Origin of the sequence: Bacillus pfraonensis (assembly GCF_050768835.1) — a bacterium.
GTDB lineage: Bacteria > Bacillota > Bacilli > Bacillales > Bacillaceae_G > Bacillus_A > Bacillus_A pfraonensis.
Genome location: NZ_JAHCDO010000011.1, coordinates 73683 through 91900 on the forward strand (window position 1 = coordinate 73683; position 18218 = coordinate 91900).

The window sequence follows — 18218 nt, forward strand, 5'->3', positions numbered from 1 at the left end:
CTTATAAATCGTTTTAATTGTTGTTTGGATGATACTGAGGTGATTTAACTGGAATACAAATCTATTAAACCGAAAAAAATTTACGAAGAGGTATCTGAAGCCATTTTAACAATGATTAAAAATGGTACGTTAAAACCTGGTGACAAACTTCTTCCTGTTCATCAATTAGCTGAGCAGTTTCAAGTTGGCAGATCTGCAGTTCGTGAAGCGCTGAGTGCTTTGCGGGCAATGGGCTTAATTGAAATGAAACAAGGGGAAGGGACATATGTGAAAAACTTCGATTCTTCAGCATTAACAAAGTCGTTAAATCATACGTTGTTAATGAAGAAAGAAGATATTTTGGATTTATTAGAAGTTCGTAAAGTGCTTGAAGTGGGGGCAGTTCGAGCAGCTGCAGCGAAGCGTACAGAAGATAATTTACAAAATATGAAACACTGGTTAGATGAAATGGCAAAAAGCATTGGGAATGAAAAAGCTGGTGAAAAAGCGGATTTTCATTTTCATATGGGGATCGCAGAGTCTTCGCATAATAACATCTTACTTGAACTTATGAATCATGTTTCAGAAATGATTGCTGAAACGATAGGAGAATCAAGACGCATTATTTTATATGGTGAACAAACAACAGCAGAACGACTTTTAGAAGAGCATCAAGCTATATATGATGCGGTATTGGAGCAAGATGTAGAATCTGCACAGCAAGCAATGCTAAATCATTTAACAAATGTAGAGCATATTGTCACAGGTAGAAGAGGTATAAATTCGTGATTTAGTCTTTCGAAATTTTATTTTTTTGATAAAATAGAAGAAAGGTTAAGTAAGCGTTTTCTTTTAGGGAGAGGATCAGGTAGGAAAATATTCCTAACTTCTTCTTTCTATCTAGTCATCTGATGACCATATGATTGTTGGCGAAGTTGTAATGAGGGGGAATTATAATTATGAAAGTTACTTTGTTTGTTACTTGCTTAGTCGATATGTTTGAAACGAATGTCGGGAAAGCAACAGTTGAATTGTTGGAGCGTTTAGGTTGTGAAATTGAATTTCCAGAAGCGCAAGTTTGTTGTGGTCAACCAGCTTATAATAGCGGACATGTAGAGGCAGCGAAAGAAGCGATGAAACATATGATTGAAACTTTTGAAGATGCAGAATACATCGTTACGCCATCTGGTTCTTGTGCGACAATGTTTCACGAGTATCCACACGTTTTTAAAGATGATCCAAAGTGGGCAGCACGTGCACAAAAAGTGGCAGATAAAACATTTGAATTAACACAATTTATTGTAGATGTATTAAAAGTTACAGATGTGGGAGCTAACTTAGAAGGTACAGCAACTGTTCATAAATCTTGTCATATGACACGCATGCTTGGAGTAAAAGAAGCACCAGGAATTTTACTATCAAATGTGAAAGGATTAACTGTAAAAGAACTGCCAAACGTACAAAATTGTTGCGGTTTTGGGGGAACGTTTTCAGTTAAGATGACACCAATTTCTGAGCAAATGGTAGATGAGAAAGTTGATAGTGTAATGGAAACAGGTGCTGATTATTTAATTGGTGCTGACTGTGGGTGTTTGTTAAACATTGGCGGACGTATTGAGCGCTTAGGTAAAGAAGTAAAAGTAATGCATATTGCTGAGGTATTGAATAGTCGCTCATGAAGGGGGAACATAAGCTATGTCTATGAAAATCAGTGAGAAAAAATTTAATGATCGCGTTGGCGATGGAATTCAAGATTCATTTATGCGCGGTGCAGTATCTTCTGCACAAACGCGTTTGTATACAAATAGATTAAAAGCAGCCGATGAATTAGGAAATTGGGAAGAGTGGCGTGAACTTGGTGAACAAATTCGTCAGCATACGTTAGAAAATCTAGATTACTATTTAATGCAACTGAGTGAAAATGTATCTAAAAGAGGCGGACATGTTTTCTTTGCGAAAACGAAAGAAGAAGCAGCACAGTACATTCAAGAAGTAGCGAAAAAGAAGCAAGCGAAAAAAGTCGTGAAATCAAAGTCGATGGTAACGGAAGAAATTAGTATGAACCATGCGCTTGAAGAAATTGGTTGTGAAGTGTTAGAGAGTGACCTAGGTGAGTACATCCTGCAAGTGGATAACGATCCACCATCTCATATCATTGCACCAGCACTTCATAAAAACAGAACGCAAATTCGTGATGTATTTAAAGAAAAACTTGGATATGAAAATTCTGATGATCCATATGAAATGACAAAGTTTGTTCGTAAACAACTTCGTGAAAAATTTATGGATGCTGAAATTGGGGTAACGGGATGTAACTTCGCAGTTGCGAATACAGGCTCTCTTTGTTTAGTAACAAACGAAGGGAATGCTGACCTTGTTATGTCGATTCCAAAAACACAAATTGCAGTAATGGGTATGGAACGTATGGTTCCAACGATGGAAGAACTAGATGTTCTTGTTGGTTTACTGTGCCGTAGTGCGGTTGGGCAAAAACTAACAAGTTATGTAACAGTAGCAGGGCCAATTCAAGAAGAGGAAGTAGATGGACCAGAGGAGTTCCATTTAGTTGTCGTAGATAATGGGCGTTCTCAAATTCTTGGCTCTGAATTCCGTCAAGTTTTACAATGTATTCGCTGTGCAGCTTGTGTAAACGTATGTCCTGTGTATCGTCATGTGGGTGGACATTCTTACGGTTCCATTTATTCAGGACCAATTGGTGCTGTATTAACACCGCTTTTAGGGGGATATGATGATTATAAAGAATTACCATATGCATCTAGTTTATGTGGGGCTTGTACAGAAGCTTGTCCGGTAAAAATTCCACTACATGATTTATTATTAAAACATCGTCAAGTTATTGTTGAAAAAGAAGGACGAGCACCACTTGCAGAAAAACTAGCAATGAAGATGTTTAGTATGGGTGCTTCTTCAGCGGCGTTATATAAAATGGGATCGAAAATGGCTCCAGCAGCAATGAGTCCATTTACGTCTGGTAATCGTGTAACGAAAGGCGTAGGGCCGTTGAAAAACTGGACGGATATTCGTGAGTTTCCAGCTCCAAGTAAGGAAAGATTCCGTGATTGGTATAAAGATCATAAGAAAGGCGGGAACGACCGATGACAGGGACAATTCAAAACCGTGATTCTTTTTTAGAGAACATTGCCAAAGAACTTGGACGTGCACGTAAAACAGAAGGTGTGCAGCGTCCAGCGTGGAAAAATAATGTAAACGTAGAAACGCTGAAAGATTATTCACAGGAAGAATTGCTGGAAGTATTCAAAAAACAGTGTACGAACATTCATACGACTGTAATTGAAACGTCAAAAGATGAACTAAGTATAGCGATGCAAAAGGTAATTCTTGAAAACGGTGGCGGACCTATTTTATTATCAGAAGATGAGCGTTTTACTTCGTACGGTTTGAATTCGTTATTTTCTAAAGAGCTTCCAAGTCAAAATGTTGAAGTAAACACTTGGGATCCAGAGAAAAAAGAAGAAAATATTCGCTTGGCTGAAAAAGCAAATATCGGTATTGCCTTTAGTGATTACACATTAGCAGAATCTGGTACAATTGTCGTGCAAAGTCATAAAGGACAAGGTCGTTCTTTACATTTCTTGCCTACAATTTATTGTGCAATCATTCCACGTGAAACAATCGTACCACGTATCACACAAGCGGTTCATGATATGAATACGCGTGTAGAGAATGGAGAAGGAGTAGCATCTTGTATTAATTTCATTACGGGACCAAGTAATTCAGCTGATATTGAAATGAATCTTGTTGTAGGTGTACACGGACCATTAAAAGCATATTATTTCGTAGTGTAAAATGGAGAAAAGCAGGCTAAGAAATGGCCTGCTTTTTTATTAGAATACAGATAATGCGAAATGGAAGTACCGCACTCTTTTTGTTATATTTTTGGGGGAAAGGAGAGGGTGGTGTGACATTTTATTTATATGCTTTTTTAATAGGAACGGTGCTTGGTTCTTTTTATACAGTTGTAGCAGTACGTATTCCAGTGGGACAATCTATTATTACTCCGCGTTCTTATTGTCATGGCTGTCATCATACGCTAAGTCCGAAAGAACTTATTCCAATTGTCTCGTTTTGTTTGCAAAGAGGTCGCTGCATTCATTGTAAAATGAAAATACCTTTTATTTACACATTGTTTGAAGTGATAACAGGGGGCATTTTTCTTTTTTTTACGTGTGTGATTGGAATGGAGGAAGAACTCATTTTTATATGGACGTTACTTTCTTTACTCATTATTATTACGATGACAGATTTGTTCTATATGTTAATTCCAGATGTCGTTTTAGTTTATTTTGCTTGTTTATTTTTAATAGAGCGTATTTTTATTTCGTTCGTTCCTTTGTGGGATAGCTTGATAGGTGGAGGAACGATATTTAGTGCATTATATCTCGTTCAAATCATATTTCCATATGGACTTGGAGGAGGCGATGTGAAATTTCTTTCACTGCTCGGATTTATAATAGGGGCGAAAGCAATTTTTATTGTGCTTTGCTTCGCTTCTAGCGTGAGCCTTTGTTTTTTCGGAATTGCTATTTTATTAAGACGGATGAATCGAAAACAAGCTTTACCATTCGGGCCGTTTATTGCACTGGGAACCGTCTGTTATTTGGTTATGGTATCTTTGGAGTAAAAGGAGAGATAGAGGATGAAAGTGTATATGGATGATCAAAGGCCTTGTCCATCCGGTTATGTTTTAGTAACAACGGTAGAAGAGGCTGTCAAAATTGTTAGAGACCATGATGTGAGTATTCTATCTCTCGACTATAATATGGGATGACGTCAGAAAAATGGTTTGAATTTTTTGGAAGTTTTTTGTACGGAAGGTCTTTACGTACAGGAAATTCATTTACATACAAATGATTCAATTGGTATGCAGTACATGTTAGAGCGGATAAAGTGAAACTTTAATCAGTAGGGAGCTTCATCCCCTACTGATTATTAGCCCTCACCAATCGGGCTTTTACGTGCAGTTGATCCTCCACCTAACTTCTTTGCTCTCATTGAATTTTGAGGTGGAGGTCTTACTGCACGTTAATGCGGGGTAAATAAGGGAAAGGAAGCGGGAGATATTTCCCGAAATATACAAGTGAAATGTACAGGAAGTTAAAAAGCTCCAAGGGATCCTTGGAACTTTTTAGTGTTTCACATGTGCTTGTAAAGGTATAATTTCTTCTTGTTGAATTGCTTCTAAGTTACCTTCTGCCAACTTAGGCTCTGGATTTTTTATAGTTAAATAATGATATACCATACCAACAAATACGGATCCACCAATAATGTTACCAAGTGTAACCGGAATTAAGTTATGGATAGCACCAGCGAAAGAAATTGTATCAGGATGCGGTGATACTAAAGATAATGCAAATAGTGATAAGTTTGCAATGCTATGTTCATAACCAGATAAGAAGAAAGTGAAGACAAGAAACATCATGATCAGTATTTTTGCAGTATCGCCTTTTACTTGAGAAGGAAGGAAACATGCCAGGCACACCAGCCAGTTACATAAAATCGCTTTGAAAAATAATTGCATTGTAGGTGTTCCCATTTTTACTTCAACGACTTTGCTCATTAAATGTTCATGATCAATTGCTTCGAAAATACCAGTTGCATAAAATAGGAATGCGAAAAATACTGCACCTGCTAAATTACCCGCATAACAAGCACCCCAATTACGAAGTGTATCGATAATTGTAGTTTCTTTTCGCAGAGTTGCAACTGTAAAATACATTGTATTTCCTGTAAATAATTCAGCTCCACCATATATAATTAAGATAAGTGCAATTCCAAAAAACATAGAAGCTGCTAAATATGTTCCGGGTGAATTTGCGATATGAAAAAAGTTACCTAGTTTAAAACATAATACAATAATAAAGCCGATATAGATGCCAGCTAGTGCAGCGCGAATGAAGTATTGCGTTGGATTTGCATCCAGCATTTTTTTCTTCTTCTGCGCAAGTTGTACAACGTAAGCTAATCCTTGTTCTAGCATAAGTAATACGCTCCTTTAGTGCATTGTCTGTAAATACTCCTTATATGAATAAAGTACACGTATTTACTCCTAGATTCAATAAGTTTGTTCAATATTTCACAAAAAGGACATACCTTGAAAATGAAAGCGTTAACAAAATGTAGTATAATATCATATGTTTGTAAAAGCAGAGGGGTAGTTTTATGTAGTAAAGTGAAACCTAATGGATTAGTTAATGTGGAGTAAATGAAAAAGCGCTGTTGTTACAGCGCTTTTTCATCCAAATTCTTTTGTGAAGTTTCGACAGTTGTATCTTTTGAGAAGAACCAACCGCCAGCTGCAATTCCGATTAATACAATCCAGAATCCTAATTTCCATGGAGTAGACTCTGGGAAACTGTGTGGAATAACACCTAAAGCAGGGTGAGCTAATGTGTAAACAGCTAATTTAACACCAACCCAACCAACGATTAAGAAAGCAGCAGTTTCTAATCCAGGTTTGCGTTTTAATAGTTGTACGAAAGCAGTTGCAGCAAATCGCATAATAATTAATCCGATCATTCCGCCTGCAAAAATAACTAGGAATTGTCCTGTATCAAGGCTACCAATTGTACCAAGGCCTGTTTTTGGTAAAGTCATTGCTAATGCAACTGCCGCTAAAATAGAATCAACAGCAAACGCAATGTCAGCAACTTCAACTTTAAATACTGTCCACCAAAAATTTTCTTTTTTCTTTTTTGATTCTTTCTCTTCATTTTCCTCATGTGAATTCTTCTTAACGTATGTTTTGAATAAGTGGTTACCAGCGATAAACATTAAGTAAATCGCACCGATTGCTTGCACTTGCCATACGTCGACTAAGAAAGAAATCATAAACAATGACCCAAAGCGGAAGACGAAAGCTCCTGCTAAACCGTAAAACAATGCTTTTTTTCGTTTTTCTTCTGGTAAATGTTTTACCATGATAGCAAGAACTAGCGCATTATCAGCTGCCAAAATTCCTTCTAATGCAACTAAAATTAATAATACCCAACCATACTCCAATAATAATGATACATCCATGTACATTCTCCTCTCATTTGTATAAATATTAAACAAGTGAAGAGGTTCCCCACTGTTTAGTTTCCCCATACTCCAGCCTATCAACGGTGGAATAAGCTAGAAAATACAAAAAAGACCTCTGCCGTTGATAGGCAAAGGTCTTGCTAGACATATGTAATGAAAATGCCAACAAAGCCGGAAGAACTAGGTTCTACGTAATGACGACTTTGTTTCCAAGAATAAATTCTTGGACGCTACTCCCCTTTGGAGATATGCTATTGTATTTTCATTATATAAGTAATGTAAATGTTTGTCAACCCGTTAAAATGTCTTCGTTCGGATATTTTATCTTTCTTTGTTTTTTACGTGCAAAAGCAAATGCTAATGTTAAAGGGCCCATTTTTCCAAAAAACATCATAAATATAATCGTTAGCTTTCCGATTATTGTAAGCTTAGGGGTAAGTCCCATACTCAGACCAACAGTCCCAAATGCTGAGAATACTTCAAAGGCACTCATTAAGAGTGGAACTTGTTCGGTGATACTTAAAATTAATATAGCGAAGAAAATAAATGAGATTGAAATGACTACAATGGCAAGTGATTTTACAATCAAACCATCTTTGATTGATTTTTTAAAGATGACAATATCATTTTGTTCTTGCAAAAATTTAAGTACTCCTAATAACATAATTAAAAAGGTTGTTAATTTAATGCCTCCGCCTGTTGAAGCACTACCAGCTCCAATGAACATAAGTAACATCATGAGTAAAAGTGATGGTTTTGTTAGTTGTGCCATGTCTACAGTATTAAATCCAGCGGTACGTGTGGAAACAGCTTGGAAATAGGCTGCTAGTCCTTCTTCAAACGGTGTAAATCCTTTCATGGAAAGTGGATTATGGAATTCAAATATAAAAATTAAAATTGTAGCAGCTATGTTTATAATAAGAGTAGACGAGAGCATAAGTTTAGAGTGTAACGTAAGGTTCTTAAAGTTTCGTTTTCTTTTTATATCCACTATGACTGTGAAACCAATTCCACCTAAAATGATGAGAGAAGAAATGACTATGTTGACGAGTATACTATGAGATTGTGACATTAAATTATCAGTCCAAATGGAAAATCCGGCGTTGTTAAATGCTGAAATAGCATGAAAAAAACTGTAATATAGTCCATTGGAAAAACCGTATTTTGGAATCCATTCAAAAGCAAGAAGAAGGGTAGCAAAACATTCAATAGTAAAAGAAAATAGAAATAATGATTTTGCAAGACGGATCACTCCGCCGATATTTGTTTGGTTTAACGCTTGTTGTAGTAAAATTCGATTTTGAAGACCGATTTTTCTTCCGAGCATAATCGCAATTAATATGGCAAAGCTCATAATCCCAAGACCGCCAACTTGTATGAGTGTTAAAATGACAAGTTGCCCAAATAAGGTGAATATTTTCCCGGTGTCAACAACGCCGAGTCCTGTAACTGTACATGCAGAAACAGTTGTAAAGAGGGCATCTAGCCAAGAAATAGAAGTTGTAGTGGAGATAGGTAGTTTTAATAGGCATGTTCCGATAATGGATAGTGCAATAAAAGATAATGTAAGTACATGAGGTGGGCTCATTCTGATATTAATCCTTTTCATAGCATACATCTTTCCTTTCGGTTTGCTCTTTGTAGTATGTGAAGAAGGATTACAATGTATGTTGTGCAAAAGAAAGGAGGCAGAATGTGTCTGCCTCTTGAATCCATTGTTTATAGGGTTATCCACGTAATTGCTGTTGTGCTAAGGAAACGAGACGTTTTGTTACTTCGCCACCGACAGATCCGTTAGAACGAGATGCTGTATTAGAACCTAAGCTTACACCGAATTCTTGAGCAATTTCATATTTAAATTGTTCCAATGCTTGCTCAGCGCCAGGAACAAGTAATTTATTTGTTTTTACCATTGATCACACATCCTAATTTATATTCCAGTTTATTTGTTTTTAATGAACAGTGAAGAGATGTATTCACTGTATAAACTGGTATCGTTAGTGTATGTGTTATATGTTTGACCATACACGGAAGTAATCGGTGAGATTAGAAGTTATTGGATATGAAAAAAGAGTAGCACATTTGCTACTCTTTTTTCAGTATTGTTGCCGTCCCTTCGACAACGAGGTCATTCAACTGATTATATACATTTGTTTGCAACGTAATAATTTTTTTATCATCACGTTTTTTGATCACTTCTGCAACTACGCGTAAAGTGTCACCAATTTTTACAGGTGCCCGAAATGATACATTTTGTGATAAATAAATTGTATTTTTCCCTGGTAATTTTGTTCCAAGAACGGTAGAAATAAATCCTGAAACAAGCATACCGTGTGCAATTCTTTCTTTAAACATTGTTGTTTTTGCAAAAGAGTCTAGAATATGAATTGGATTTACATCCCCAGTCAGTTTTGCAAAAGTGATAATGTCCTCATTCGTAATCGTTGTTGTTAAGGATGCTTGATCGCCAACTTGAATCTCATCATAATGAAGCTCTTGAACAGACTGTGCTTCTTGAAATGGATTCATTTTTTCCTCCTTCTTTTCCATATCGAAAAATGTAAGCCATCTTGATGTAATGGGAGGAAGAAAGAGTTTAGTTTGTTCTGCGGTAAGCTGCCACATTTTTCTTACTTGATGGAAGTAAATAGATTTTTTGAGTTTTCCTCGAACTTTTGTACGAGTTCCAACTGCGTAGATTTGAATTCTTCCAAAAAACTTTCTAGTTGTTTTTGAACCTCGTCCCGTTGAAGTTGTTGTTGTTCAATGAATTGTTTTGTTGTTTCTTCAAACTGGCCACTCGTTTGAGTAAGAATTGATAAAGATGTTTTTGTTGGAGACACAGTTAGTTGACGAATATGATTAGAAAGTTCATTCCATTTTTCTTGCCATTCGTTAATTTGTTCGTTTAAGGAATTTCCTGTAAATTGCTTCACGTATTCTGTATATTGACTATTCAATTGAGTAGTGAATTGTTGTAGTTCTTTTTCGAGTTCATCTACCCCTGCTGTTAATTTATGCAAAGCATCTTGTTGTTGTTTTAATGTTTCTAAAGTAAGTTGTTCTAATTGTTTCCCTGCTGAAGAGAAAAGGGAAAGAGAATGTGACCAATTTTTCCAAAATGCATCGACAAGTTCGTATGGTTTAGTTTCCATGGTTTGACCTCCAAATGTTTTTTTGCATATTGTGAACGCAGATTATTCTGCTGTACCACCAGGTGAAGATGAAGAGTTTTTCTCATCCTTTTCTGGAGAAGTAGAAAATGGAAAGAATGCGTTGGTATATAACGTGAAAAACGTCCGCAGCATATTTTGATAATGTTCAAAAGAGGTCGCGCATGTTGCTAAATATTGCTCTCCATATTCTGTTAAAGAATAAATTCGCTTTGCTGGTCCGCCTTCACTTGTATCCCAAGTAGAAGAAATAAGGTTTTCTTTTTCTAACTTGCGTAATGTTCTATACACATTACCCTGGTCAACAGAAGAAAAGCCGATATCCATTAGCATTTGAATCAGTTTGTAACCGTGAAGACTCCAGTCTTTTAGACATAGAAGTAAGAAGGGAACTAAGAAGTTTTTTGGCATGGAGTTTGGTTGTTTGGATTGGTTTTTTTCCAAACTTTCTTGTTGTTCTGGTTCATTATGTAGCATGATTGTGCATCACCTCATGAATCAGTCAGATGGAATTTTTTGCTTATAAGTGCAATTTACACCTATCTGTTTTCAATGTCAATACATTTGTTAGAATATAGAAAAAAATAAAATACAGACTTGAAGTTTTATTCAGAATATTAGAAAATAGTGAATAGGTTGAATTGTTTCAAAAACGAATAAGGGAGTGTAGGAGAAGTGATTGATCAAAAATTCGATCCACTACAAGCATGGAAAGAAGCTTATGAACAGACTGAAACATTTTGGGGAAAAGCGCTCAATGAAACAATCAAAACAGAAGAGTATTCTGCTTGGATGGGAAGCGTTCTAGATTTGAACTTGTTTTATCAGAAGATGTTAAATGATGCAACAAAGGGCTATTTAGAAAAAGTGAATATACCAACTCAAGAAGATATTGCAAGGGTAGCTACGCTTGTTATCAACTTAGAAAATAAAGTTGATAACATTGAAGAATTTTTGGAAGAAAAAGCAGAATCTCTAGGACAATCTCCTACGCTAAAGCGTGATGTAACAAAAGTGAAACAAGATATTCGTACATTAGAAAATAAGGTAGACAAGATTTTAGAATTACTTGAAAAACAAAATGAAGTGTTAGCAAAATTACAGGAACCCGTGAAAGAAGCGGCGAAAGCACCTGTGAAACCAGAAAATAAAAAATAGTTATGAAGCGCCTTGTTTACTCGTTTCAAAAAGGGAAGGGAGAATCCTTTTTGCAGGCAGTATAACGGCGAAAAAATATTATATATGGTGCTTTTTATATAAGTGCTAATTTGATTCATTCATTATCGTTCATAAATTCATTAAAGGGGGAAAAGAAATGACTCAATTAAATGGTAAAGTAGCAATCGTAACAGGTGGAGCAAAAGGAATTGGAAAAGCGATTACAATAGCATTAGCAAAAGAGGGTGCAAAGGTTGTTATTAACTATAATAGCAGTAAAGAAGCAGCTGAAAATCTAGTGAATGAATTAGGGTTAGAAGGTCATGATGTATATGCAGTACAAGCAGATGTTTCTAAGCTAGAAGATGCAAAGCGCCTTGTAGATGAAGCGGTAAATCATTTTGGTAAGGTAGATATTCTTGTGAATAATGCTGGTATTACAAGAGATCGTACATTCAAAAAGTTAAATCGTGAAGACTGGGATCGCGTAATCGATGTGAATTTAAGTAGTGTATTTAATACAACGAGTGCGGCACTTCCTTACATAACAGAATCAGAAGAAGGTAGAATCATTAGCATTTCTTCTATTATTGGACAAGCTGGTGGATTTGGCCAAACAAACTATTCGGCAGCAAAAGCTGGTATGTTAGGGTTTACGAAATCATTAGCGTTAGAACTTGCGAAAACAAATGTAACAGTGAATGCGATTTGCCCAGGATTCATTGATACAGAAATGGTAGCAGAAGTACCAGAAGACGTTCGTCAAAAAATCGTTTCTAAGATTCCAAAGAAACGTTTTGGACAAGCTGATGAAATTGCAAAAGGTGTTGTATACCTATGCCGTGATGGAGCGTATATCACTGGTCAACAGTTAAATATTAACGGCGGATTATATATGTAATGAAGGACGGAGAAAGTGCATATCCATAGCAGGAGTGCACTTCTTTCTTGAAGAAGGAAATCCATCAAAAAGGAGATAGGAAAATGACTACATTCGTAACAGAATGGGAAAAGCAATTAGAACTATACCCAGAAGAATACCGAAAAGCATATCGTCGTTTTAAAAGAGCGAGTGAGGTTTTACTGCGTGAACCAGAGCCGCAAGTTGGTTTAACTCCAAAAGAGGTCATTTGGACGAAAAATAAAACGAAGCTGTATCGCTACGTTCCAAAGCAGGAAAAAACACATTCGGTTCCAATTTTATTAATTTATGCGCTAATTAATAAGCCATATATTATGGATTTGACACCAGGAAATAGTTTGGTGGAATATTTAGTGGACCGTGGTTTTGATGTATATATGCTTGATTGGGGTACATTTGGGTTAGAAGACAGTCATTTGAAATTTGATGATTTCGTGTTCGATTATATTGCAAAAGCAGTTAAAAAGGTCATGCGAACTGCAAAATCGGACGAGATTTCTTTACTTGGTTACTGCATGGGAGGAACGCTAACCTCCATTTATGCAGCACTTCACCCACATATGCCAATTCGTAATTTAATTTTTATGACAAGTCCATTTGATTTCTCTGAAACAGGATTATATGGTCCATTATTAGATGAAAAGTATTTTAACTTAGATAAAGCGGTAGATACATTTGGGAATATTCCGCCAGAAATGATTGATTTCGGGAATAAAATGTTAAAGCCAATTACGAACTTCGTTGGTCCGTATGTTGCTTTACTTGACCGTTCAGAAAATGAGCGTTTTGTTGAAAGCTGGAGGCTCGTTCAAAAATGGGTTGGAGATGGTATTCCATTCCCAGGTGAATCGTATCGACAATGGATTCGCGATTTTTATCAAAATAATAAATTGGTTAAAGGTGAGCTCGTAATTCGAGGTCAAAAAGTAAAACTTGAAAACATTAAGGCAAATGTCTTAAATATTTCTGCAAAACGTGATCATATTGCATTGCCATGCCAAGTAGAGGCGCTCTTAGATCATATTTCTAGTACAGATAAACAGTATGTATGCTTGCCGACAGGACATATGTCAATTGTATATGGCGGAACTGCTGTAAAACAAACGTATCCTACAGTTGGAAACTGGCTTGAGGAACGCTCTAATTGAGGTAAAGTAGTGGTGGCTTGAACAAATATTTTGTTTGTTCATACGAATGAAATGGAAAATCCAGCTAGTATAGGCTAGCTGGATTTTTTTATGTAAAGTAACAAAAAATAAAAGAAAGGAAATTAAAATTTAGGAGCATAGTTATGAAATTAACATTAGGGAAGTTATACTGGAATGAAGAAGCTTGTATGCCTTGTTATCCACTATTAGAAAATGATATGATATGTGATGTGTTGATTGTAGGGAGCGGTGAAACAGGTGCTCATATTGCATATTTTTTAACGTTGTTAGGCATGAAGGTTATATTGATTGATAAGCGAAAAGTTGCAAATGGGAGTACACTTGCAAATACAGGAATACTCCAAGTTGCTCATGATAAATCATTAACTTCTATGATTCATACGTTTGGTGAAGAAAAAGGGGTGCGTACTTATCAGCTTTGTTATGAGGCACTACAGACATTAGAACGGATTGTTCCAAAGTTAGATATGGACCCTTGTTTCATTCCAAAAAGCAGTTTATATTATGCGAGTCAGAATGAAGATGTTTTATTCCTTCAAGAAGAGTATCGCACATTACAACGTTACGGATTCCCTGTTACGTATTTTACAGAATCTGATATTAAGAAACGATATTCATTTACAAAACCGGCGGCATTATATACAGGGGGAGATGCAGAAGTGAACCCGTATATGTTAGCACATGGTCTTATACATAAAGCAAATCAATTAGGAGCTTCTATTTTCGAAAACACAGAGGTTATTCATATTAAGTTAGTTCAAAAAGATGTAGTTTCCTATATAAAAACGGGTAAGAAAATTGTAGCGAAAGCAGTGATTATGGCTACGGGATATGAAATGCTATTTGGCAAAAAAGAAGCGAATGCAACAGTAGAAACTTCTTATGCTATTATTACAAATGAACAAGAGCATTTTAATGGATGGTACGAATAATCATTAATTTGGGAGACTGCTCGTCCGTATTTATATTTCCGTACGTATAAGAATCGAATGATTATAGGCGGATTGGATGAATCCATGCAACTTCAGAAACTTGGTGATACAAAGTTATTGTATAAACGAGAGGTACTTACTAAAATTATACAAGAGATGTTTCCAAATCTTTCAAATGTAAGAGCCGAATATTATTGGGCTGCTGCATTTGGGGGAAGTCATGACGGCCTTCCTATATGTAAAGAAGATAGGAAAATCTCTAATTTGTATTATGCATTACCGTATGGGGGAAATGGAACTGTATATGGAATGGTATTTGCAAAACTATTTCAGCAGTTATTTACAAATAAAGAAAATGGTGATTTTTCTTTGTTTAATCGATAGAAAAAAGGTAGCGAAGTGATGGAATGAGAAATATAAAGAAATTTTTACAAAAGTTACGTCCGGTGCAGCTTATTGTTTTATTTTATTTTATAGCAGTAATTGTTTCGGTAATTTTATTAAGTTTACCATTTTTCATTAAACCAGGTGTAAAGTGGACATTTATAGATGCGTTATTTACATCCGTTAGTGCCGTAAGTGTTACAGGACTTTCAGTGGTTTCTATTCCGGATACGTTTAATACGGCAGGCATTATTATTTTAGCGCTTGTATTACAATTAGGCGGTTTAGGAATTATGGCACTTGGTACATTTGTGTGGATGTTAACAGGGAAAAAAATTGGTCTGCAGCGAAGAAGATTAATTATGGCAGACCATAACCAGGGGAATTTGTCAGGTCTTGTTGAGCTCATGCGGTCTATTTTAATTTTAATTGTTTCAATAGAAGCGGTTGGAGCACTCCTCTTGGGCACAAGGTTTTTACTCTATTTTCCAACTTGGCAAGAAGCGTATTTTCACGGTTTTTTTGCCGCTGTTAGTGCGACGACGAATGGTGGGTTTGATTTAACAGGTCAGTCGCTTATTCCATATAAAAATGACTATATTGTACAAATTATTCATATGCTACTTATTATTTTAGGAGCAATCGGATTTCCTGTATTAATGGAGGTCAAGCAGTACTTAAGTAAGAAAAAACATCAATTGTTTCGTTTCTCACTATTTACAAAACTGACGACAACGACATTCTTTTCTCTTGTTATTGTTGGAACAATCGTTATTTTTTTATTGGAGCGAAATCAATTTTTATTAGGGAAAACGTGGCATGAAACGGTGTTTTATACACTGTTTCAATCCGTTACAACGAGAAGTGGCGGGTTAGCGACAATGGATATACGGGACTTGTCACAGCCGACGCTTTTATTTATGAGTGTTTTAATGTTTATTGGTGCTTCTCCAAGTTCAGTTGGAGGAGGGATACGTACAACGACGTTTGCTGTAAATATTCTTTCCCTATATACGTTTGCAAAAGGCGGTAGAACGGTACGTGTCTTTAAACGGCAATTACATGAAGAAGATATTTTAAAGGCATCTGTTGTTATGACGATGGGGATTGTATTATGTGCTTCGGCGCTATTTATTTTATCAATGACTGAAAACGTACCATTAATGAGTTTAATTGTTGAAGTATGTTCTGCATTTGGAACGACGGGACTATCGACAGGTATCACTTCTGATTTAACTACAATCGGAAAACTTGTATTAATTATTCTTATGTTTATTGGTCGTGTTGGCATCTTAACATTTATTTTGGCTAGTGGTGGAAGAGAACAACCACCGCGCTATAAATATCCGAAAGAGAGAATTATCATTGGATAAAGTGAAACTTTAATCAGTGGAGTTCTTACTGCCCGTTAATGCGGGATAACATGAAACCATTCTACCTATGAAGGTAGAATGGTTTTTTAATCGTTAATACCAAATTGAGGGTGCATAAATGCATCTTCAGCTCTATCTGCTTTATTTTGTAACAATTCTTGATTTTCTTCTGAAATCCATCCGATATCATTTGTTGGGTGAACCCATTGCTTTCCAGCCATGATAGCCGGATCAACTTCGTCACTCCAATTGTTAAGTGGGCTATTTTCTGAATTGTATTTACTATCTCCAATTACAACATCATATTGATTGATAAAAGGTTGTTGCATTTGTTTTCCTGTACCTTTAAAGGAAGGAAAATTCATCTGATGCGGAAGTGTCTCATCTAAAATGGGTGAATCAATTTGTTGTTTTTTCTTCAAAATAATCGTTCCTTCTTTATTATAGTAGGAAATGTAAATTCCTTGTTCATATATAATGTTCCCCTATTATGTTACTTTGCACTTGTTAACACTTCCCATCAATAATTTTCGAATGTTTCCCCAAACTAATATAGAAAGTGATATGTCATTACAGTGAGGGAAGGTATTGTAAATGGTAAAACGAAAAGTAAAGCAACATGCGGCAATGAATCATAATAAAACCCCAAAAGAAAGTCTGCCAGATGCAGAATTTGCGGTAGAGTATGAAAGTGAAAATCCAGCGAAATATGCAAATCGTAATTCAAAAAAGGGTAAGCAAAAATGAGGCGTTTTTACAAACGCCTCATTTTTTTGTGGGATTTTTAATCTTTTTTTAATTATTTGTAAATTTTCTGTTTTTTAGTGCGAGAAAAACATGTAAAAACATTGAAGTAACAACGTATTACACAAAAACAAACAACAAACAAAACATTAATGTTGGTTTAATACTGCTTTTACACTGGGCGTTTATATTGGAGTTGTACATAAGAAAAATAAAAGGAGAGAGAAACAGTGAAAAAAACATTCTTTAAAGCTGTAGCAACCGGAGTAGTATTTTCTTTATTAATGGGGTGTGGTGCTAAGAAAGAAGAAACTGTGGGTGCGGAAGCGAAAGGTGACAAATTATCCGGATCATTAACAGTTTACACAGCGATTGAAGAAGAACTTGTACCTATTTATCTTGATTCCTTTAAAAAGAAATACCCAGATGTGAAATTAAATATCGTTCGTGATTCAACTGGGGTTATTACAGCAAAATTGTTAGCGGAAGGAAAAAATACACAGGCAGATGTTGTATGGGGAACAGCAGCTTCTAGTCTTCTAGCTCTAGAAAAGAAAGAAATGTTAAAAGAATATTCTCCAAAAGGTGTAGATCGTGTACTTCCGCAATTTAAAGATGATAAAAAGCCAGAGAAATGGGTTGGAAATACGGCATTTATGACAGGGATTGCTGTTAATAAAGAAGAGCTCAAAAAGAAAAACTTACCGATGCCAACATCATATGAAGACTTAACAAAACCGGAATATAAAGGAACGGTTGTTATGCCGCATCCAGCTTCATCTGGAACAGGATTTTTAACAGTATCTGCATGGCTACAAATTATGGGTGAAGATAAAGGTTGGGATTACATGAAGAAACTTCATGACAATATTGCAACTTACACGCACTCAGGATCAAAACCAGCAAAATTAGCAGGTGCTGGCGAATATCCTGTCGGAGTATCTATGATTTATAGCGGTTTAAAAGAAAAACAAAAAGGTGCACCAATTGAAGTTGCTCTTCCAAAAGAAGGATTGGGCTGGGAAGTAGAAGCCAATGCATTAATTAAGAAAGATAATGCGAAAAATGATAAGCTTGCAAAAGCATTCTTAGATTGGGCAATTACAGATGATGTGATGAAGTTATATTTTGAGAAAAATGGATTTGCAACGATTAAAAATGATTATAAACTTCCAGAAGGTTTCCCAAAAGATGTAACAGACAAGTTATATAAAAATAATGATTTCAAATGGGCAGCTGAAAACCGCGATAAAATTTTAGAACGTTGGGAAAAAGAATTTGGTCAAAAAGCAGAACCGAAAAAGTAAGTGGGAGAGAGAAAA

At 35.8% G+C, this 18218-nt stretch carries 19 protein-coding genes, 2 pseudogenes and 1 riboswitch; of the genes and pseudogenes, 13 read left to right on the plus strand and 8 right to left on the minus strand.

Annotated elements, in window-relative coordinates:
• The first annotated feature begins 78 nt into the window (after positions 1–78).
• The 6 genes and pseudogenes from KFD70_RS12350 to KFD70_RS12375 all read left to right on the plus strand — a co-directional run bounded on the left by KFD70_RS12350 (position 79) and on the right by KFD70_RS12375 (position 4912).
• Entirely contained in the window at positions 79–768 is a 690-nt protein-coding gene (locus KFD70_RS12350) for a FadR/GntR family transcriptional regulator (protein ID WP_336452861.1), read from the plus strand.
• 170 nt (positions 769–938) lie between these two features.
• Positions 939–1658, plus strand: coding sequence for a (Fe-S)-binding protein (locus KFD70_RS12355; protein ID WP_336452769.1), 720 nt, complete (start codon positions 939–941; stop codon positions 1656–1658).
• 16 nt (positions 1659–1674) lie between these two features.
• Positions 1675–3099 (plus strand): LutB/LldF family L-lactate oxidation iron-sulfur protein, encoded by a 1425-nt coding sequence (locus tag KFD70_RS12360; RefSeq protein ID WP_336452768.1) that lies wholly within the window; start codon positions 1675–1677, stop codon positions 3097–3099.
• The gene (locus tag KFD70_RS12365) at positions 3096–3806 is read left to right on the plus strand and encodes a LutC/YkgG family protein (protein ID WP_336452767.1); all 711 of its coding nucleotides are present in this window, start codon (positions 3096–3098) and stop codon (positions 3804–3806) included. Before KFD70_RS12360 ends, KFD70_RS12365 begins: the two co-directional genes overlap by 4 nt.
• A gap of 53 nt (positions 3807–3859) precedes the next feature.
• Positions 3860–4642: a prepilin peptidase gene (locus KFD70_RS12370; protein WP_336452860.1), complete on the plus strand. Its 783-nt coding sequence runs from the start codon at positions 3860–3862 to the stop codon at positions 4640–4642.
• A 15-nt stretch (positions 4643–4657) separates the two neighbouring features.
• A pseudogene (locus KFD70_RS12375) lies at positions 4658–4912 on the plus strand (cyclic-phosphate processing receiver domain-containing protein).
• Between the two features lie 234 nt (positions 4913–5146).
• Here the strand turns inward: KFD70_RS12375 and KFD70_RS12380 are convergent.
• The 7 genes from KFD70_RS12380 to phaQ all read right to left on the minus strand — a co-directional run bounded on the left by KFD70_RS12380 (position 5147) and on the right by phaQ (position 10691).
• The gene (locus KFD70_RS12380) at positions 5147–5998 is read right to left on the minus strand and encodes a formate/nitrite transporter family protein (RefSeq protein ID WP_336452766.1); all 852 of its coding nucleotides are present in this window, start codon (positions 5996–5998) and stop codon (positions 5147–5149) included.
• A 242-nt stretch (positions 5999–6240) separates the two neighbouring features.
• Entirely contained in the window at positions 6241–7038 is a 798-nt protein-coding gene (locus tag KFD70_RS12385) for a TerC family protein (RefSeq protein ID WP_336452765.1), read from the minus strand.
• Positions 7039–7117: 79 nt separating this feature from the next.
• Positions 7118–7292: riboswitch (yybP-ykoY riboswitch) on the minus strand.
• A 38-nt stretch (positions 7293–7330) separates the two neighbouring features.
• The gene (locus tag KFD70_RS12390; RefSeq protein WP_336452764.1) at positions 7331–8650 is read right to left on the minus strand and encodes a TrkH family potassium uptake protein; all 1320 of its coding nucleotides are present in this window, start codon (positions 8648–8650) and stop codon (positions 7331–7333) included.
• A 118-nt stretch (positions 8651–8768) separates the two neighbouring features.
• Positions 8769–8954, minus strand: a complete 186-nt coding sequence (locus tag KFD70_RS12395) for an alpha/beta-type small acid-soluble spore protein (protein ID WP_000241213.1) — start codon at positions 8952–8954, stop codon at positions 8769–8771.
• Positions 8955–9126: 172 nt separating this feature from the next.
• Complete coding sequence (locus tag KFD70_RS12400; RefSeq protein ID WP_174099451.1) at positions 9127–9570, minus strand: MaoC family dehydratase; 444 nt, start codon at positions 9568–9570, stop codon at positions 9127–9129.
• Positions 9571–9671: 101 nt separating this feature from the next.
• On the minus strand, positions 9672–10196 hold the full coding sequence (gene phaP, locus KFD70_RS12405; RefSeq protein WP_336452763.1) for a polyhydroxyalkanoic acid inclusion protein PhaP: 525 nt from the start codon (positions 10194–10196) through the stop codon (positions 9672–9674).
• Positions 10197–10238: 42 nt separating this feature from the next.
• A complete protein-coding gene (phaQ, locus tag KFD70_RS12410) occupies positions 10239–10691 on the minus strand; it encodes a poly-beta-hydroxybutyrate-responsive repressor (protein ID WP_336452762.1) in 453 nt (150 codons plus the stop codon).
• A gap of 198 nt (positions 10692–10889) precedes the next feature.
• Between phaQ and phaR the strand changes: the two genes are divergently transcribed.
• The 5 genes and pseudogenes from phaR (at position 10890) to KFD70_RS12435 (ending at position 16152) form a co-directional block, all read left to right on the plus strand.
• Positions 10890–11372 carry a polyhydroxyalkanoic acid synthase subunit PhaR gene (phaR, locus tag KFD70_RS12415; protein WP_336452761.1) on the plus strand — a complete coding sequence of 161 codons (483 nt, stop codon included), beginning with the start codon at positions 10890–10892 and terminating at the stop codon, positions 11370–11372.
• Between the two features lie 157 nt (positions 11373–11529).
• The gene (locus KFD70_RS12420) at positions 11530–12273 is read left to right on the plus strand and encodes an acetoacetyl-CoA reductase (RefSeq protein ID WP_336452760.1); all 744 of its coding nucleotides are present in this window, start codon (positions 11530–11532) and stop codon (positions 12271–12273) included.
• A gap of 83 nt (positions 12274–12356) precedes the next feature.
• Entirely contained in the window at positions 12357–13442 is a 1086-nt protein-coding gene (gene phaC / locus KFD70_RS12425; RefSeq protein ID WP_336452759.1) for a class III poly(R)-hydroxyalkanoic acid synthase subunit PhaC, read from the plus strand.
• 143 nt (positions 13443–13585) lie between these two features.
• Positions 13586–14779 (plus strand): annotated as a pseudogene (locus KFD70_RS12430) (NAD(P)/FAD-dependent oxidoreductase).
• A 23-nt stretch (positions 14780–14802) separates the two neighbouring features.
• Positions 14803–16152: a TrkH family potassium uptake protein gene (locus KFD70_RS12435; RefSeq protein ID WP_336452758.1), complete on the plus strand. Its 1350-nt coding sequence runs from the start codon at positions 14803–14805 to the stop codon at positions 16150–16152.
• 86 nt (positions 16153–16238) lie between these two features.
• Here the strand turns inward: KFD70_RS12435 and KFD70_RS12440 are convergent, their stop codons facing one another.
• Positions 16239–16574: a DUF3905 domain-containing protein gene (locus KFD70_RS12440; protein WP_336452757.1), complete on the minus strand. Its 336-nt coding sequence runs from the start codon at positions 16572–16574 to the stop codon at positions 16239–16241.
• A gap of 172 nt (positions 16575–16746) precedes the next feature.
• Here KFD70_RS12440 and KFD70_RS12445 point away from each other — a divergent pair, with 172 nt between their 5' ends.
• Positions 16747–16899: a hypothetical protein gene (locus KFD70_RS12445; RefSeq protein WP_336452756.1), complete on the plus strand. Its 153-nt coding sequence runs from the start codon at positions 16747–16749 to the stop codon at positions 16897–16899.
• Positions 16900–17126: 227 nt separating this feature from the next.
• Positions 17127–18203 (plus strand): putative 2-aminoethylphosphonate ABC transporter substrate-binding protein, encoded by a 1077-nt coding sequence (locus KFD70_RS12450; protein WP_336452755.1) that lies wholly within the window; start codon positions 17127–17129, stop codon positions 18201–18203.
• Positions 18204–18218: the final 15 nt, after the last annotated feature.

Excerpts from the sequence above, each read along its gene's own strand:
- KFD70_RS12355 (WP_336452769.1), top strand. The coding sequence starts at position 939 with ATGAAAGTTACTTTGTTTGTTACTTGCTTAGTCGATATGTTTGAAACG.
- KFD70_RS12360 (WP_336452768.1), top strand. The coding sequence starts at position 1,675 with ATGTCTATGAAAATCAGTGAGAAAAAATTTAATGATCGCGTTGGCGAT.
- phaC (WP_336452759.1), top strand. The coding sequence starts at position 12,357 with ATGACTACATTCGTAACAGAATGGGAAAAGCAATTAGAACTATACCCA.
- KFD70_RS12380 (WP_336452766.1), bottom strand. The coding sequence starts at position 5,998 with ATGCTAGAACAAGGATTAGCTTACGTTGTACAACTTGCGCAGAAGAAG.
- KFD70_RS12370 (WP_336452860.1), top strand. The coding sequence starts at position 3,860 with ATGCGAAATGGAAGTACCGCACTCTTTTTGTTATATTTTTGGGGGAAA.
- KFD70_RS12420 (WP_336452760.1), top strand. The coding sequence starts at position 11,530 with ATGACTCAATTAAATGGTAAAGTAGCAATCGTAACAGGTGGAGCAAAA.
- phaP (WP_336452763.1), bottom strand. The coding sequence starts at position 10,196 with ATGGAAACTAAACCATACGAACTTGTCGATGCATTTTGGAAAAATTGG.
- KFD70_RS12390 (WP_336452764.1), bottom strand. The coding sequence starts at position 8,650 with ATGAAAAGGATTAATATCAGAATGAGCCCACCTCATGTACTTACATTA.
- KFD70_RS12400 (WP_174099451.1), bottom strand. The coding sequence starts at position 9,570 with ATGAATCCATTTCAAGAAGCACAGTCTGTTCAAGAGCTTCATTATGAT.
- KFD70_RS12365 (WP_336452767.1), top strand. The coding sequence starts at position 3,096 with ATGACAGGGACAATTCAAAACCGTGATTCTTTTTTAGAGAACATTGCC.
- KFD70_RS12435 (WP_336452758.1), top strand. The coding sequence starts at position 14,803 with ATGAGAAATATAAAGAAATTTTTACAAAAGTTACGTCCGGTGCAGCTT.
- KFD70_RS12445 (WP_336452756.1), top strand. The coding sequence starts at position 16,747 with ATGGTAAAACGAAAAGTAAAGCAACATGCGGCAATGAATCATAATAAA.
- KFD70_RS12385 (WP_336452765.1), bottom strand. The coding sequence starts at position 7,038 with ATGGATGTATCATTATTATTGGAGTATGGTTGGGTATTATTAATTTTA.
- KFD70_RS12395 (WP_000241213.1), bottom strand. The coding sequence starts at position 8,954 with ATGGTAAAAACAAATAAATTACTTGTTCCTGGCGCTGAGCAAGCATTG.
- phaQ (WP_336452762.1), bottom strand. The coding sequence starts at position 10,691 with ATGCTACATAATGAACCAGAACAACAAGAAAGTTTGGAAAAAAACCAA.